At 67.5% G+C, this 16120-nt stretch carries 14 protein-coding genes; 11 read left to right on the forward strand and 3 right to left on the reverse strand.

All coding sequences use genetic code 11. The annotated features are described in order from the left end of the window. Positions 1-58: 58 nt before the first annotated feature. Entirely contained in the window at positions 59-1711 is a 1653-nt protein-coding gene (locus C7455_RS04215) for a divergent polysaccharide deacetylase family protein (protein WP_170118988.1), read from the reverse strand. 165 nt (positions 1712-1876) lie between these two features. On the opposite strand from C7455_RS04215, the gene C7455_RS04220 reads away from it, so the two are divergent. From C7455_RS04220 to lexA, 6 genes are all read left to right on the forward strand, one after another. After that, positions 1877-2473 carry an anthranilate synthase component II gene (locus C7455_RS04220; protein ID WP_109665772.1) on the forward strand — a complete coding sequence of 199 codons (597 nt, stop codon included), beginning with the start codon at positions 1877-1879 and terminating at the stop codon, positions 2471-2473. Continuing rightward, positions 2470-3495, forward strand: coding sequence for an anthranilate phosphoribosyltransferase (gene trpD / locus C7455_RS04225; RefSeq protein ID WP_109665775.1), 1026 nt, complete (start codon positions 2470-2472; stop codon positions 3493-3495). Before C7455_RS04220 ends, trpD begins: the two co-directional genes overlap by 4 nt. Before the next feature lie 8 nt (positions 3496-3503). After that, positions 3504-4307, forward strand: coding sequence for an indole-3-glycerol phosphate synthase TrpC (gene trpC, locus C7455_RS04230; protein WP_109665777.1), 804 nt, complete (start codon positions 3504-3506; stop codon positions 4305-4307). 4 nt (positions 4308-4311) lie between these two features. Then, on the forward strand, positions 4312-4791 hold the full coding sequence (moaC, locus tag C7455_RS04235; RefSeq protein WP_109665780.1) for a cyclic pyranopterin monophosphate synthase MoaC: 480 nt from the start codon (positions 4312-4314) through the stop codon (positions 4789-4791). A gap of 103 nt (positions 4792-4894) precedes the next feature. Next, positions 4895-6094: a molybdopterin molybdotransferase MoeA gene (locus C7455_RS04240; RefSeq protein WP_109665782.1), complete on the forward strand. Its 1200-nt coding sequence runs from the start codon at positions 4895-4897 to the stop codon at positions 6092-6094. Positions 6095-6175: 81 nt separating this feature from the next. Beyond that, the gene (lexA, locus tag C7455_RS04245; protein WP_109665785.1) at positions 6176-6859 is read left to right on the forward strand and encodes a transcriptional repressor LexA; all 684 of its coding nucleotides are present in this window, start codon (positions 6176-6178) and stop codon (positions 6857-6859) included. Positions 6860-6872: 13 nt separating this feature from the next. Here lexA and C7455_RS04250 read toward each other — a convergent pair whose 3' ends face one another. Beyond that, the gene (locus C7455_RS04250) at positions 6873-8975 is read right to left on the reverse strand and encodes a ComEC/Rec2 family competence protein (protein WP_245904207.1); all 2103 of its coding nucleotides are present in this window, start codon (positions 8973-8975) and stop codon (positions 6873-6875) included. Between the two features lie 171 nt (positions 8976-9146). Here C7455_RS04250 and gltX point away from each other — a divergent pair, with 171 nt between their 5' ends. From gltX to C7455_RS04270, 4 genes are all read left to right on the forward strand, one after another. Then, positions 9147-10562, forward strand: coding sequence for a glutamate--tRNA ligase (gltX, locus tag C7455_RS04255; RefSeq protein WP_109665787.1), 1416 nt, complete (start codon positions 9147-9149; stop codon positions 10560-10562). A gap of 127 nt (positions 10563-10689) precedes the next feature. Then, entirely contained in the window at positions 10690-11985 is a 1296-nt protein-coding gene (locus C7455_RS04260) for a citrate synthase (RefSeq protein ID WP_109665790.1), read from the forward strand. Between the two features lie 150 nt (positions 11986-12135). Beyond that, complete coding sequence (locus C7455_RS04265) at positions 12136-13074, forward strand: nucleoside hydrolase (RefSeq protein WP_109665792.1); 939 nt, start codon at positions 12136-12138, stop codon at positions 13072-13074. A gap of 51 nt (positions 13075-13125) precedes the next feature. Then, positions 13126-14568 carry a protein adenylyltransferase SelO gene (locus C7455_RS04270; RefSeq protein ID WP_109665795.1) on the forward strand — a complete coding sequence of 481 codons (1443 nt, stop codon included), beginning with the start codon at positions 13126-13128 and terminating at the stop codon, positions 14566-14568. Between the two features lie 13 nt (positions 14569-14581). Here the strand turns inward: C7455_RS04270 and C7455_RS04275 are convergent, their stop codons facing one another. After that, the gene (locus C7455_RS04275) at positions 14582-15472 is read right to left on the reverse strand and encodes a DMT family transporter (RefSeq protein ID WP_109665796.1); all 891 of its coding nucleotides are present in this window, start codon (positions 15470-15472) and stop codon (positions 14582-14584) included. 138 nt (positions 15473-15610) lie between these two features. On the opposite strand from C7455_RS04275, the gene C7455_RS04280 reads away from it, so the two are divergent. Continuing rightward, positions 15611-16024, forward strand: a complete 414-nt coding sequence (locus C7455_RS04280; RefSeq protein ID WP_109665799.1) for a Fur family transcriptional regulator — start codon at positions 15611-15613, stop codon at positions 16022-16024. The last annotated feature ends 96 nt before the right edge of the window (positions 16025-16120 follow it).

Consider the following 16120-nt stretch of genomic DNA (forward strand, 5'->3'; position numbering starts at 1 on the left):
AGTTTTTCGCAAGGCGCATCCGCAGTTTTCCAACACGTTTTCCGACGGGAGAACGCGCCTACTCGCTCAACCGCCCCAACACCACCGACACCGGCGCCAGCGCCACGCCCTCGGTTCGGCTGCCGAGCGCCCATGAGACCAGCGCCGTGACCGTGTCGGGCCGGGTGCGCCCGACGACCACCACCGCCCCTTCCTGCACGGCGGCAAAGGCGGCGCGACCAAGGAAACGGGTGATGACCGGCGCGCTCTGGTCTTCGTCGTCGAGCAGGCGGAAGACGGTCGCCGCTGGCACATTTGCGCGGCGCGCGGTTTCCTCGGCGGCGTTCAGCCCCCGGGGAAAGGCGATCAACCCGTGGCCTGTTGCCGCCAGCGCACCGACAGTGGCGTCAAGGACCGGGCGGTCGGACTGGATGCGGCTGGCGGGGTCATCCATCAGGGCAACCGCCTGCGGCAGGGTTTCGCGGGCGACCCCAAGCGCCACCTCGACATCGGAGGGAGCGGCGCCCGCGGGCAGCGCGCTCGCCCCGAGGATCACCACCTCGAAGCCCGCATCGCGCAATTGGGCAGCGCGCGCCGCGGCATCCGGGCGCATCGGGTCGATGGCAAAGCTGACCGGAAAGCCAAGCCCGCCCAGCGCCGTCGGATCAAAGCCGCTGTCGGCCTCGTCGATCAGGACAACGGCCATCAGGGGCGCGCCCGCCTCGGCCTCGAAGGTCTCGGCATTGTCGCGCAGCGCATTGGGCGGGCCGGGCTCGGGCTCGACGGTTTCCAGCGTCTCGGGTGCAGGGGGCGGCTCGGGCTGGGCCGGCAGGCCCGCTTGCGGCAGGCGTCCGGGGGACAAGGTTGTCTCAAGGGGTGCTGCCACCTGCGGCAGGCGCGGCGGCGCGGGCGTCTGGGGCGGAAACGCAGCGGGGGCTTCGGACGGGGCGGGCAGGCCGATGTCCGTTCCGGGCGGGACTTCGGGAAAATCTGCGTCCAAGACGGCGGGGGGCAAATCTGTCGCCAAGGCAGCGGGCTGAGGCGCGGGGGCCGGGGCGGTGTCGGTCGCGGCAGGCGCGGCCTGAACCTGCGGCACGACAAGGCGGCGCGGCGCGGCCCCCCCCGCGCTGCCGTCGGCCGTGGTGGAAAAGACCGGGCTTGGGGCCTGCGCGATGACGTCGGGCGACGGAGTATCCGGCGCTATGGCGATCGAGGGAGCAGGCGCGGGCGCACCTGTCACGCCGTCACCTTCGGGCATGCTGTCTTGCGACGGGGCTTGGGATTGCGGCACCAGCGGCACGGGCGGCGGGGCAATGTCGATACGCGGCAGGCTGGCGGCGATGTCGGCGGCTGCGGGCTGTTCGGGCGCGACAGGCGGGATGCTGGCCACATCCTCGGGAGCTTCGGGCGCGGGTTGGGGATCGGGCAGAGGTGCGGCTGCCTCGGGCTCGGGCGTGACCTCGGACGGAGGTGCTTCAAGGGTCGGAGCCTCGGCGTCGGGGCGCGCATCGACCGGGGCCGGCGCCGGGAGCTCGGGTTGCAAGATTTGGGTCGACACCGGGTCCTCGGCTGGAACGGCTGTGCCGGCTTGCGCGCCCGTCTGCGCCGAAGGGCTGACCACGTGAGGTGGTCCCAAGCGGTCCGGCAAAGGCGTGCTCAGCGACACCGCCGCAAGCACCACCACGCTGACCACGGCCCCGAGGACCATTCCGCTCAGTATTCCGCCACCCATCCCTGCCCTCACTCGCATGCCACTTACCCCGCCACAGGTCCCTGTCGCTTTGACCTGCCGCTCTGGCCGCTGGCGCTTGACCACCCGCCGCGGCTTTGAAACATGTATACCCCGGGTGTGCGCCGCCTTCACCCCCTTTTAACCTTTTGAGCCGGACCCGCCCCCATGCTGCTGCTCATCGACAATTACGACAGCTTTACCTGGAACCTTGTCCATTATCTGGGCGAGTTGGGCGCCGAGGCGCAGGTGGTGCGCAACGACCAGATCACGGTGCAGGACGCGCTGGCGCTGCAACCATCCGCCATCGTGCTGTCGCCCGGCCCCTGTGATCCGGCGCAGGCGGGCATCTGCCTTGCGCTGACGCGGGCGGCGGCGGGCGCGGGCGTGCCGCTCCTGGGGGTGTGCCTTGGGCATCAGACCATCGGCGAGGCCTTCGGTGGCAAGGTCCAGCGCCATTCCGAAATCGTGCATGGCAAGATGGGCGAGATCCAGCACAAGGGCCTTGGCATGTTCCGGGGCCTGCCCTCGCCGCTCAAGGCCACGCGCTATCATTCCTTGGTCGTGGATCGCCCCAGCCTGCCCGATGTGCTGGAGGTGACGGCAGAGCTGCCCGACGGCACGATCATGGGACTGCGGCACCGGACGCTGCCCATCGAAGGCGTGCAATTCCACCCCGAAAGCATCCGGTCCGAGCATGGGCACGCGATGCTGAAGAACTTCCTCGACATGGCGGCCACCGCCAAGGGAGCTGTGCCCGCATGACCGACGCGATGAAACCGCTGATCTACGCCGCCTCCGAAGGGCCGCTGAGCCGTGCGCAGGCCGAGGCGGCCTTTGAGGAATTGTTCGAAGGCACGGCTACGCCCGCGCAGATCGCAGGGCTGTTGATGGCGATGCGGGCACGCGGCGAATCCGTCGCCGAATATGCCGCCGCAGCACAGGTGATGCGCGATCGCTGCGTCAAGGTGAGCGCGCCCGAAGGCGCGATGGATATCGTGGGTACGGGTGGCGACGGGATGGGCACGCTCAACATCTCGACCGCGGCGGCCTTTGTCGTGGCGGGTGCGGGCGTGCCGGTGGCCAAGCATGGCAACCGCAACCTCAGCTCGAAATCAGGCGCGGCCGATGCGCTGTCGGAACTGGGGATCGACGTGATGGTCGGGCCCGAGGTGGTGGAACGCGCCATTGCCGAAGCGGGCATCGGCTTCATGATGGCCCCCATGCATCACCCGGCGATGAAACAGGTGATGCCGGTGCGCACGGAGCTGGGCTGCAAGACGATCTTCAACATTCTGGGCCCCCTGACCAACCCCGCAGGCGTCAAGCGGCAATTGACGGGCGCCTTTGCCATCGACCTGATCTTTCCGATGGCCGAAACCCTGCAGGCGCTGGGGTCGGAGGCGGCATGGCTGGTGCATGGCGCGGATGGCACCGACGAGATCTCCATCTCGGGCACGACCTCCGTCGCGGTGCTGAAGGACGGCAAGATCCGGAGCCGCGAGGTGCATCCCGAGGAGGCGGGCCTTCGGGTCCACCCGTTCCGCGATATCCTCGGCGGCACGCCGGCAGAAAATGCTGCGGCGCTGCGGGCGCTGCTGGAGGGGGCAAAGGGCGCTTACCGCGATGCGGTGCTTTTGAATGCCGCTGCCGCCCTTGTCGTCGCGGAAAAGGCAACCGACTTGAAAGGCGGCGTGGAGATCGCCGCCGAGAGCATCGACAGCGGGGCGGCCAAGCGGGCGGTGGAGCGGCTGGCCGCCGTCACGCAAGCGGCCAAGGGGGCATGAGCGGGGCGATGGCAACCATTCTGGACAAGATCAAGGCCTACAAGCTGGAGGAAATCGCCGCCGCCAAGGCCGCGCGCCCGCTGGCGCAGGTGGAGGAGGCCGCGCGCGCCGCGCCCCGCATCCGCCCCTTTGGTGCCGCGCTGCGGGCGGCCGAGGACACCGGCTATGGCCTGATCGCCGAGATCAAGAAGGCCAGCCCCTCCAAAGGTCTGATCCGCGCCGATTTCGACCCGCCCGTGTTGGCGAAAGCCTATGAGGCGGGCGGCGCGACCTGCCTGTCCGTCTTGACCGACACCCCGAGTTTCCAGGGCAAACCCGAGTATCTGAGCCGGGCGCGCGCGGCCTCATCCCTGCCCTGCCTGCGCAAGGATTTCCTCTATGACACCTACCAGGTGGCCGAAGCGCGGGCCTGGGGGGCGGATTGCATCTTGATCATCATGGCCTCGGTCGAGGACGGGCTGGCGGCGGAACTGGAAGACGCCGCGCGGCATTGGGGGATGGATGCGCTGATCGAGGTGCATGACGGGCATGAGCTGGACCGCGCGCTGCGGCTGACAAGCCCGCTGATTGGCATAAACAACCGCGATCTCAACACCTTCGTGACCGACCTTGCCACAACCGAGCGGCTTGCCGCGCGCGTGCCGGACGACCGGATGGTGATCTCGGAATCGGGCCTTTTCACGCCCGACGACCTTGCCCGGATGGCGGAGGCGGGCGCGCGGTCCTTCCTGATAGGCGAAAGCCTGATGCGGCAAGACGACGTGACAACGGCAACCCGCGCAATTCTGTCGGGCGCGATGGCGGCGGGGTGAGGCGATGGCGGAACTGACCCATTTCGACGGCGCGGGGCAGGCCCATATGGTCGATGTCTCAGACAAGCCCGTGACCGACCGGATCGCGGTGGCGACAGGCTGGGTCAAGATGCGCCCCGAGACGCTGGCGCATGTGACGGCAGGCACGGCGAAAAAGGGCGATGTTCTGGGCATCGCGCGGCTGGCGGGGATCATGGGGGCCAAGCGGACCGCCGATCTGATCCCGCTGTGTCACCCGCTGCCGATCACCAAGGTGACCCTCGATCTGGTGCCCGACGCCGACCTGCCCGGGGTTCGGATCACCGCGACGGTCAAGACGACAGGCCAGACCGGGGTGGAGATGGAGGCGCTGACGGCCGTGTCGGTCGCGGCGCTGACGGTGCATGACATGCTGAAGGCGGTGGAAAAGTCGATCGAGATCGGCGGCATCCGGGTTGTGCTGAAGGACGGCGGAAAATCCGGGCGCTACGAGGTCGGGGCGTGAGGGCCGCACCATGCGCGATGGCCCCTGCCTGAGGGTGTCGCGGGCTTGCGGGCGTCACGCAGGCATATTTGAAGAAAGATGAAACGATGAGCGGGGCGCGAACATGATCTCGGTGGAGGAGGCTCTGGCGACCTGTCTGGCGCTGGTCCGCCCCGTGGGCACCGAGACCGTGCCGCTGGCCGATGCGGGGGGAAGGGTGCTGTCCAGCTCGGTGATCGCGCGCCGCGACCAGCCACCCTTTGCAGCCTCGGCGATGGATGGCTATGCGCTGCGCCTGGACGACAGGGTGTCGGGCGCGGTTCTGCAAGTGGTGGGAGAGGCGCCGGCGGGGCGGGCCTGGGCGGGGGGGATCGGGCCGGGCGAGGCGTTGCGCATCTTCACCGGCGCGCCTGTGCCGGAAGGGGCCGATTGCGTCGTGATCCAGGAAGATGTGACGCGGGCGGGCGACCGGATTACGCTTGGCGATCGGCTTGAGCAGGGTGACAACATCCGCCCCGCGGGGGCCGATTTCCGCATCGGCGCGCGGATCGAGGCGCCAAGGCGCCTTTCGCCCGCGGATGTGGCGCTGGCAGCATCCATGAATGTGCCCCTGCTGGAGGTCTCGCGCCGCCCCGAGGTGGCGCTGATCGCCACCGGTGACGAACTGGTGAGCCCCGGCGAGCATCCGCGCCCCGACCAGATCGTCGCCTCCAACAGCTACGGGTTGAAGGCGATGGTCGAGGCCGAAGGCGCGCGCGCACGGCTTTTGCCGATTGCCCGCGACACCCGTGAAAGTCTGGAACAGGTTCTGCGGCTGGCGGCGGATGCCGATCTGGTGGTGACGATCGGCGGCGCCTCGGTGGGCGATCACGATCTGGTCGGCAGCGTCGCGGCTGGCATGGGTCTGGAACGCGCCTTCTACAAGGTGGCGATGCGGCCGGGTAAACCGCTGATGGCAGGCCGGCTTGGGCAGGCTGTGTTGCTCGGCCTTCCGGGCAATCCGGTCTCGTCCATGGTCTGTGGCGAGCTGTTCCTTGTCCCCATGCTGCGCGCGATGATGGCCCTGCCCACGGGCGCGCGGCGGCGGATGCGGGCGCGGCTGGGCTGCCATCTGCCCGAAAACGGGCCGCGGGCGCATTACATGCGCGCCGAGCTTGTGCCGGGCCCGGATTTTCCCGAGATCACGCCTTATGACAGTCAGGACAGTTCGCTTCTGACCGTGCTGGCGCAGGCAAATGCGCTGTTGGTGCGCGCGCCGCATGACGGGGCACTGCGCAGGGGCGATCTGGTGGACTATCTGCCCATGGTGCCCTTTCCGTCGTGATTCGTTGACACGGACGGGGAACAGGGGTAGAACATTACCCGAACGCGTCCGCAGCGGCGCCGATTTGAGGAGTGTGAGCCGATGTTGACCCGCAAACAGCGCGACCTGTTGGAATTCATCCATGGCCGCGTCCAGCGCGACGGGGTTCCGCCCTCCTTCGACGAAATGAAGGAGGCGCTGGATCTGCGGTCGAAATCGGGCATCCATCGGCTGATCACGGCGCTGGAGGAGCGTGGGTTCATCCGCCGTCTGGCCCATCGCGCGCGCGCCATCGAGATCGTGAAGATGCCCGACGCGATGGAGCGGCCCACCTTCGAGCCCCGCGTGATCGCGGGCGACCGGACGGACCCGCCGCGGGGCGCGATCCCGGTCGAGGCGGCGGCGACCGAGGTGCCGGTAATGGGCCGGATCGCGGCCGGCACGCCGATCGAAGCGATCTCGCAGGTCGAGAGCCATGTTGCCGTGCCGCAGCAGATGATGCGGGCCGGGCGCAGCCATTACGCGCTTGAGGTGCGGGGCGATTCGATGATCGAGGCCGGGATCAACGATGGCGACATCGTGGTGATCGAGGAAGGATCGACCGCCGAGAACGGGGATATCGTCGTGGCCCTTGTCGAGGGGCAGGAGGCGACATTGAAACGCCTGCGCCGCAAGAGCGGCATGATCGCGTTGGAGGCGGCGAACCCGGCCTATGAGACGCGCGTGTTCCGCGACGATCAGGTCAATGTGCAAGGCAAGCTGGTGGGGTTGATCCGCACCTATTGAGGCTGATGGCTGGTCAGCGGATGGCGGGAGACCACACCCTGTCGCCCTGCTCCATCCGCGCGGTGGTGATCGTCAGCCCCCCCTCCCCCGGGTCCAGCGCCATCGCGCCGGTTTGCGCCAGAAGCGGCCCGTCGATGACATGGCAGGGCGCGGCGGGTGGAAGTGCGACGGGATGCGCCGCCGAAAGCCGCGCGCGCAGATCCGCGGCGGCGCGCGCCATCGCGCCCTCGGGTGCCGGTTCGGACAGGATCACGATATCATGGGTGGCGCAGGCGGCCTCGGCCTCGGGCAGCGCGCTCCGACCCGCGCCATGCCAGATGGTCCAATCCGCGATCGCGGCCTGTGCGCCCTGCCCCGCTGCCTGCCAGACAGGGCGCGCGGCGGCACCTTCCTGTGTGGCCCGGTCGCCATCGTTTTCCAGCCAGATACCGGCGACAAAGCCATCTCCGCGCGCCCGGCTGAGGCCGCGCAGGCCGTCGTGCATCACCCCCACCAGCCGCCCGCTGTCCGAGATCAGGACGTCGGGCCGCCCGTCGCCCGACCACATCAGAAGTGCCACGCCGACCGGCACCGCCCCCAACCAGCGCGCCCGTCCTTGCCACAGCAGCACGAACAGCGCGCCCATTGTGACCACCCCCAGCGTCCAGTTGGCGGGCGTCGGCACCGCCTCCACCGCGCCGGGCAGGGCCGCGACACGTTCGGCCACGCCGAGAATCCAAGAGAGCCCCCAGTCCATCACCCGCCAGACAGGCCCAGACAGGCCCAGCGGCCATAACAGCGCCGCCAGAACCGCGCCGGGGATGATGACGCTGCCCATCACGGGAACGGTCAGCAGGTTGGCGATCAGCCCGTAGATCGAGACCTGGTTGAAATGGACCGCGCTATAGGGCGCGGTGGCCGCCCCCGCGACGGCCGAGGAGACCAGCAGCGCGAACAGCCCCTTGGCCCATTTCGGCCAGCCCTGCACCCAGACCGCGCCGCGCAAGGCCCCGAAGACACCGACCAGCGCCGCGGTTGCGGCAAAGGACATCTGGAACCCGGGCGAAAGCAACGTCTCGGGCCGGTGCAGCAGCACGATGATCCCCGCGATGGCCACCGAGCGCAGCGTGATCGCGCGCCGGTCGAGAAGCACGGCGGTGAACATCACCGCGACCTGTATGAAGGCGCGTTCGGTCGCCACGTTGCCCCCCGACAGCGCGAGGTAGAAGGCCCCTGCCGCCAGCGCCACCACGGCCGCCCATTTGCGGATCGGGTAGCGCAGCGCCAGAGCCGGGATCAGTGCAAGGATCTGGCGCAGAGCGGCATAGACGAAACCGGTCAGAAGCCCCATGTGCAGGCCCGAGATCGCCAGCAGATGCGCGATGTTGGAAACCCGCATCGCCTCGAGCGAGGTGGCATCAAGGCCGGATCGGTCACCGGTCAGCACGGCGGCGGCGAATGCGCCCGGTTGCCCCGCGATCCGGTCCTGGATCGCGGCCGACATCCGCAGACGCAGGTGGAACAGGCGCGCGGCCCCCGGCGCGCGATCCTCCAGCAGCACAAGGGGCGTGCGCGTGTAGCCCACGCCGCCCAGCGACAGGAAATGCGCGTGATGCTGGAAATCGAAGCCGCCAGGTTCGGCAGGCCCGGCGGGTGCTGCCAGATGGCCCGTCATCATCACGATCATGCCGGGCGCGGGCGGCGGGCCGCGCCCCTCACCATGCAAAGACACCCGCACGCGCAGCGGCGTGCGGGCGGGGTTCAGGTCATCGAGCCGCACTTGATCGAGCGTCAGGCGCAACGCGTCCGACGCGGAACGGTCGACGCCCACCACCCGCCCCTCGATCGGGCCGTAGTAGCGAAACTCGAGGACCGGCCCGGCGACCTGATGGCTGCGCGCGCCCGCCCCCACAAAGCCCAGCGCCACAAGGGCCAGCGCCGCGCCGAGGGGCCCCAGCACCTCGCGCCGCCAGAGCGCCAAAGCGATTCCGATGCAAAGGACGCCGCCGCAGAGGGCATAGGCAAAAGCCTGAGGTTCGGCGGGCCGCGCGAAATACAGCGCCACACCCAGCCCCAGCATAACCGCCGACCATGGCATCAGCGCCCCGCGCTGGCTTTGCTGGACGGCATCAAGCAAGGCAAGGCCGGCCAGGCGCCGCGGCGGCAGCGGCAAGTCCATGGGATCGGTCGGGTAGGCCACCTGCTTGTCAGCGCCCTTCGTGATGGGGTATCGAGCCCCAAGTCTTGCCCAGACATGGTTTCCAACTGGTTAACGCGCGGCCGTGTGGCGGCGTGCGAAAGGGATCAAATGGCCGACAGCTCGCAGATCGTCACCCGTATCGCCCCCTCGCCCACCGGCATCATGCACATCGGCACGGCGCGCACGGCGCTGTTCAACTGGCTTTTTGCGCGCGGGCGCGGCGGGAAATTCCTGCTCAGGATCGAGGATACCGACCGCGCGCGCTCGACGCCCGAGGCGACAGAAGCCATCCTCGACGGCATGCGCTGGCTCGGCCTCGACTGGGACGGGGAGGCGGTCAGCCAGTTCGAACGCGCGCCGCGCCATGCCGAGGTCGCCCGCGAGATGCTGGCCCGCGGCCATGCCTACAAATGCTTCGCCACCCAAGACGAGATCGAGGCCTACCGCGAGGCCGCGCGCACCGCGAACCGCTCCACCCTCTACCTCAGCCCGTGGCGCGACGCGGACCCGGCCACCCATCCCGACGCGCCCTATGTCATCCGCCTGCGCGCGCCCCGCGACGGCGCGACCGTGATCCAGGATGCGGTGCAGGGCAGCGTCACCTTCCGCAACGACCAACTCGACGACATGGTCATGCTGCGTTCGGACGGCACGCCGACCTACATGCTGGCCGTGGTGGTGGACGATCACGACATGGGCGTGACCCATGCGATCCGGGGCGACGACCACCTCAACAATGCTGCCCGGCAAGCTCAGATCTACCGCGCGATGGACTGGCTTGAGCCGGTCTGGGCGCATATCCCGCTGATCCACGGCGAGGACGGCAAGAAACTCTCCAAGCGCAACGGCGCCACCGGCGTGATGGACTATGCCCGGATGGGCATCCCTGCGGCGGCCATGCGCAACTATCTGGCGCGCCTGGGGTGGTCCCATGGCGACGACGAACTGTTCATCGATGAACAGGCTATCGCATGGTTCGATCTGTCCGGAATCGGGCGTGCGCCCGCCCGGCTCGACATGAAGAAGCTCGAAAGCGTCTCGGGCTGGCATATCGCCCGGATGGAGGATGCGGAACTGATGGCAGAGATCGAAAGATATCTCGCCTTCACCGGACAAGCGCCGCTTTCGCGAGCGCAGCATGATCTGATGGTGGCTGCGATGTATTGCCTCAAGGATCGCGCAAAATCGCTGCCCGATCTGCTGGAAAAAGGCCAGTTTGCCTTGGCCTGCCGACCCTTGCAGCCCGACGAGAAGGCGCGCGCCGCACTGGACCCGGTATCCCGTGGTATACTGCATGAATTGACTGCGCAGTTGCAGAATGTTAGCTGGAGCAAAGACACGCTTGAGGCGACGCTGACCCTGGCCGCCGAGGCCCATGGGTTGAAATTCGGCAAGCTCGCCGGCCCGCTTCGGGCGGCCCTTGCCGGGCGCAGCGTCACCCCCAGCGTCTTCGACATGATGCTTGTCATCGGCCGCGAGGAAACGCTCGCCCGATTGGCAGAGGCGGCGTCCCGCGACGGCTGATGACCGCGGGGACCGCCCAAGACCAAGGGGGGCCCCGGCGCGAAACGGGACCGTGCGCACCCCAAGCAGCTACCGCGCGCAGCGCCACCCCGGCGCCGCGAGAGGCCACGACGAAGAAGGGACGACCATGGCAGACACGACCAGAACGGCAACCTTGACGATTGACGGCACAAGCTATGAGCTGCCGATCCATTCGCCGACGGCCGGCCCAGATGTCATCGACATCACCAAGCTTTATGCGCGTGCGGGTGTGTTCACCCACGACCCCGGCTTCACCTCCACCTCCGCCTGCGAGAGTGCCATCACCTTCATCGACGGTGACAAGGGCGAGCTGATGCACCGCGGCTATCCGATCGACCAATTGGCCGAGAAATCGCATTACCTCGAGGTCTGCTACCTGCTGCTTTATGGCAGCCTGCCGACGGCGACCGAGCTGGAAACCTTCGAGCATACGATCACCCATCACACGATGATCCACGAGCAGATGCACAACTTCTTCCGGGGTTTCCGGCGGGATGCGCATCCGATGGCGACGATGGTGGGCGTGGTCGGCGCAATGTCCGCCTTCTATCACGACAGCACCGACATCAATGACGAACGCCAGCGCGAGATCGCCAGCCACCGCCTGATCGCCAAGATGCCGACCATCGCGGCCATGGCCTACAAATATTCGATCGGCCAGCCCTTCGTCTATCCGCGCAACGATCTGGATTATGCCTCGAACTTCCTGCGCATGTGCTTTGCCGTGCCCGCGCAGGAATATGTCGTCGACCCGATCCTCAGCCGCGCGATGGACCGGATCTTCACGCTGCACGCCGATCACGAGCAAAACGCCTCCACCTCGACAGTGCGTCTGGCCTCGTCCTCGGGCGCCAATCCCTTCGCCTGTATCGCGGCGGGCATCGCCTGCCTCTGGGGCCCCGCGCATGGTGGCGCAAACCAAGCCTGCCTCGAGATGCTCAAGGAAATCGGCAGCCCCAACCGCATCCCCGAATTCATCGAACGCGCCAAGGACAAGAACGACCCGTTCCGCCTGATGGGCTTTGGCCACCGGGTCTACAAGAACTTCGATCCGCGCGCGACGGTGATGAAGGAATCCGCCGACGAGGTGCTCGATCTGCTCGGCATCGACAACAACCCGCTCCTGCGGATTGCCAAGGAACTCGAGCACATCGCGGTGAATGACGACTATTTCATCGAGAAAAAGCTCTTCCCGAACGTCGATTTCTACTCGGGCATCATTCTCGAGGCGATGGGCTTCCCCACCGCGATGTTCACGCCGATCTTTGCCGTGTCGCGCACCGTGGGCTGGATCTCCCAGTGGAAAGAACAGCTTGCTGATCCCGCGATGAAGATCGGCCGCCCGCGCCAGCTCTATATGGGCGAGACGCTGCGCGATTACGTCGAGATCGAGAATCGCTGATCCCCGACCACACCCGACATCAAAGGCCGCCCCCGACCGGGCGGCCTTTGGCATTTCCCCCCTTCATCTTTCCCCAAATATGCCCGCCGGAGGCATTGAAGTCCGCCTCGCGACGGTGAACCCTGCGGCAACACCGACCGGAGCGCGCCCATGACCCGCAAGATCATCATCGACACCGACCCGGGGCAAGATGACGCCGTGGCCATCCTGCTCGCGCTGGCCTCCCCCGACGAGATCGAGGTTCTGGGCATCACCGCTGTCGCGGGCAATGTGCCGCTGGCCTTGACCCAGAGAAACGCGCGCATTGTCTGCGAACTGGCCGGGCGCCCCGATATCCGCGTCTTCGCGGGCTGCGAAAAGCCGCTCGCCCATGCGCTTGTCACCGCCGAACATGTGCATGGCAAGACCGGCCTTGACGGGATCGCCCTGCCCGAGCCGACCATGGCCCTGCAAGACAGCCATGCCGTCGATTTCATCATCGAGACGCTGCGCCGGGAACCTTCGGGCAGCGTCACGCTTTGCCCGCTGGGGCCGCTGACCAATATCGCCACGGCCTTCACCACCGCCCCCGACATCGCACCTCGCGTGGCCGAAATCGTCTTGATGGGCGGCGCCTATTTCGAGGTGGGCAACATCACCCCCGCTGCCGAATTCAACATCTATGTCGATCCGGAAGCCGCTGAGATCGTGTTCAGATCGGGCGCTCCCATCACCGTGATGCCGCTCGACGTGACCCACAAGGTCCTGACCACGCGGCCAAGGATCGAGGCGATCCGCGCCATCGGGACACCCGTCGCCCATGCGGTGGCGCAATGGACTGATTTCTTCGAACGCTTCGACATGGCGAAATACGGCCATGACGGCGCGCCGTTGCATGACCCGTGCGTCATCGCCCATCTGCTCGCGCCGGACCTGTTCACCGGGCGTCACGTCAATGTCGAGATCGAGACCGGATCACCGCTGACACGCGGCATGACGGTGGCCGATTGGTGGGGCGTCACCCAGCGGCCCAAGAACGCCCAATTCATGGGCGATGTGGACGCCGAGGGCTTTTATACCCTGCTCACCGCGCGGCTTGCGCGCCTGTAACCCTTTCCACCGGGCGGTTTGCACATTAGCTGTATTGGGAAAGGAGGTCCGATGACCCCCAGCTTTCCTTTCGACAACAGCTATGCGCGCCTGCCCGAACGGTTCTTCACCCGCCAATCTCCGGCGCGCGTGACCGCCCCGCGGCTTGTCGCCGTGAACCGTCCGCTCGCCGCGCGGCTGGGCATCACCTTGCCCGAGGATGCCGCCGAGATCGCCCGTATCTTCGCCGGAAACGCCCTTCCCGAAGGGGCGGAGCCCTTGGCGCAGGTCTATGCCGGGCACCAGTTCGGCGGCTGGTCGCCGCAGTTGGGCGACGGGCGCGCCGTCCTGTTGGGCGAGGTGGTGTCACCCGATGGCGCGCGCTTCGACATCCAGCTCAAGGGTGCGGGCCAGACGCCCTATTCCCGCATGGGCGACGGGCGCGCCTGGCTTGGCCCAGTCTTGCGCGAATATATCGTGTCCGAAGCCATGGCCGCGATGGGCATCCCCACCACCCGCGCGCTCGCCGCCGTCACCACGGGCGAGATCGTGCAGCGCGACGGCTTCCTGCCGGGTGCTGTCTTCACTCGCGTCGCGGCCTCCCATATCCGGGTCGGCACCTTCCAGTATTTCGCCGCCCGCAAGGATATCGAGGCGCTGCAGGCGCTGACAGGTCACGCCATCGCGCGGCATTACCCCGAGGCAAAGGGCCCCGCCGGTCTGCTTGACGCCGTGATCGGCGCGCAGGCGCGGCTGATCGCGCAATGGATGGGGGTGGGCTTCATCCATGGTGTGATGAACACCGACAACATGGCGATTTCCGGCGAGACCATCGACTATGGACCTTGCGCCTTCATGGATGCCTACCATCCCGACACGGTGTTTTCCTCGATCGACCAGTTCGGGCGCTACGCCTATGCCAACCAGCCGCAGATCGCGGTCTGGAACCTCGCGCAACTGGCGACAGCCCTTCTGCCGCTGATCCCCGACCGCGAGGAAGGGATCGAGGTCTTTACCGCTGCCGTCAACGGCTTCTCGGACCGGTTCGATGCCGCGTGGCACAAAGTATTGACGGCCAAGCTGGGGCTGACCGAAACGCAGGATGGCGATGTATCGCTGGCGCTAGACCTGCTCGATGCGATGGCCGAGAACAGTGCCGATTTCACCCGCACCTTCCGCGCGCTCTCTAGCGCCGATCCGACGCGCGCGCGCGATGAATTCATCGACCCCACGGCGCTGGACCCGTGGCTGGTGCGCTGGAGGGCGCGCGTAGCGCAAGAGGATGTCACCGGCGCCGACCGGATCGCCCGGATGCAGGCAACCAACCCCGCCCGCATCCCGCGCAACCACCGGATCGAACAGATCATCGCCACGGCGGTGGAGGGCGATTTCGCGCCCTTCGAGGGACTGATGGAGGCGCTGGCAGATCCATTTGCCGAAGACGCGCGCCTTGCCGCCTACGAACAAGCCCCCGCCGATGGCGAACATGTGACCCGCACCTTCTGCGGCACCTGACAGCGCCAATCCGTCAGGCGCGCTCGGGCCGGTTCACAAGGATCAGGCCCGTAACCACCAGCGCCAGCGCCAGCGCGACATCCCAACCGACGCGCTCGTCCAGAAGCAGCCAGCCCAAGCCCACGCCAAAAACCGGCGACAAGAAGCTGAAGGCCGCGACCGAGCTGGCGGGGTAGATCGACAAGAGCCACAGCCAACCCAGAAACCCAGCCGAGACAATGACCACGATCTGAAACCCCAGACCCGCCCAATGCACCCAATCCGGATCGCGCAGGAAAGGGCCGAAGGCTATTGCAGCCAGCATCAGGATCGGGGCCGAGATCGCCAGTTGCCACAAAAGCTGCGTTTCGGGCCGAACCGTCCTGAGCGGCGAGGCCTTGGCCACCAGCGCGATGCCCGCCCAAGCCAGCGCCGCCCCCAGCGCGCACAGATCGCCCAACAGCGACGCCCTGCCCGCCTCGCCGCCGCGCAAGGTGATGGCCACCACGACGCCCGCAAAAGCCAGCGCCAGCCCCGCCCCCTTGCGCCCGGTGATCCCTTCGCCCGGGATCGACACATGCGCCATCAGCGCCAGCCAGACCGGCATGGTGTAGAAGATGACCGAGGTGCGCGTGACCGTGGTCAGGTCCAGTGCCACGAACAGGCAGATGAACTCCACCGCGAATAGCGTGCCGATCAACAGGCCCGCAGGCAGCGTGCCGGGTGCCACCCGCACCGGCAGCCCGCGCGCGATCATCCACAGCCAGATGCACAACGCGCCGCCCATCGACCGCAGCGCGGCAAAGAACACCGGCTGAAGCCCGTCGTTGACCACCGCGATGACGACCTGATTGAATGCCAGAAGGGCGGCGAACCCCGTAAGGGCCGTGGCGCCGAAGGCGTCGATCCGGTCTTTTTGCGCCATCTTCTGCCCCCGGCCGCTGCCCCGCCGCTGTCGCCGCCCGCGCCGCCGCTGTCAAGCTGCCTGCCCAAGGCGTCTTTTCGTGCGCCGCCAAATCGCCTAAACCTGCCGCCCACGATGACACTGCAAGGGCGCGCGGCCATGACCGACACGATCGAGGGGCGTTGCGAGGCCAAGGGCCTTCGCATGACCGACCAACGCCGGGTGATCGCTCAGGTGCTGGAAGAGGCCGTGGACCATCCCGATGTCGAGGAGCTTTACGCCCGCGCCAGCGCGCGGGACCCGCGCATTTCCATCGCCACGGTCTACCGCACGGTCAAGCTGTTCGAAGAGGCGGGCATCCTTGACCGGCTCGAATTCGGCGACGGGCGCGCGCGCTACGAGGATGCCGAGCGCGACCACCACGACCACCTGATCGACATGACGACCGGCGAGGTGATCGAATTCGTCGATCCCGAGATCGAGGCGCTGCAAGACCGCATCGCCGAGAAACTGGGCTACCGGCTCAAGGGCCACCGGCTGGAGCTTTACGGAGTGCCGATCCGCAAATCCTGAGGCCGCGCGCCGGTTGCCGGGCATCGGCCGGCATATTTGGGGAAAGATGAAACGGTGGGCCTTGGCGCTTTCCCCGAGCGGGACGGCAGGCTATGG

Origin of the sequence: Roseicyclus mahoneyensis (assembly GCF_003148775.1) — a bacterium.
Taxonomy (GTDB): Bacteria; Pseudomonadota; Alphaproteobacteria; order Rhodobacterales; family Rhodobacteraceae; genus Roseicyclus; species Roseicyclus mahoneyensis.

Coding starts and splice junctions, on each gene's coding strand:
- C7455_RS04215 (WP_170118988.1), bottom strand. CDS start 1,711: ATGGGTGGCGGAATACTGAGCGGAATGGTCCTCGGGGCCGTGGTCAGC.
- C7455_RS04220 (WP_109665772.1), top strand. CDS start 1,877: ATGCTGCTGCTCATCGACAATTACGACAGCTTTACCTGGAACCTTGTC.
- trpD (WP_109665775.1), top strand. CDS start 2,470: ATGACCGACGCGATGAAACCGCTGATCTACGCCGCCTCCGAAGGGCCG.
- trpC (WP_109665777.1), top strand. CDS start 3,504: ATGGCAACCATTCTGGACAAGATCAAGGCCTACAAGCTGGAGGAAATC.
- moaC (WP_109665780.1), top strand. CDS start 4,312: ATGGCGGAACTGACCCATTTCGACGGCGCGGGGCAGGCCCATATGGTC.
- C7455_RS04240 (WP_109665782.1), top strand. CDS start 4,895: ATGATCTCGGTGGAGGAGGCTCTGGCGACCTGTCTGGCGCTGGTCCGC.
- lexA (WP_109665785.1), top strand. CDS start 6,176: ATGTTGACCCGCAAACAGCGCGACCTGTTGGAATTCATCCATGGCCGC.
- gltX (WP_109665787.1), top strand. CDS start 9,147: ATGGCCGACAGCTCGCAGATCGTCACCCGTATCGCCCCCTCGCCCACC.
- C7455_RS04260 (WP_109665790.1), top strand. CDS start 10,690: ATGGCAGACACGACCAGAACGGCAACCTTGACGATTGACGGCACAAGC.
- C7455_RS04265 (WP_109665792.1), top strand. CDS start 12,136: ATGACCCGCAAGATCATCATCGACACCGACCCGGGGCAAGATGACGCC.
- C7455_RS04270 (WP_109665795.1), top strand. CDS start 13,126: ATGACCCCCAGCTTTCCTTTCGACAACAGCTATGCGCGCCTGCCCGAA.
- C7455_RS04275 (WP_109665796.1), bottom strand. CDS start 15,472: ATGGCGCAAAAAGACCGGATCGACGCCTTCGGCGCCACGGCCCTTACG.
- C7455_RS04280 (WP_109665799.1), top strand. CDS start 15,611: ATGACCGACACGATCGAGGGGCGTTGCGAGGCCAAGGGCCTTCGCATG.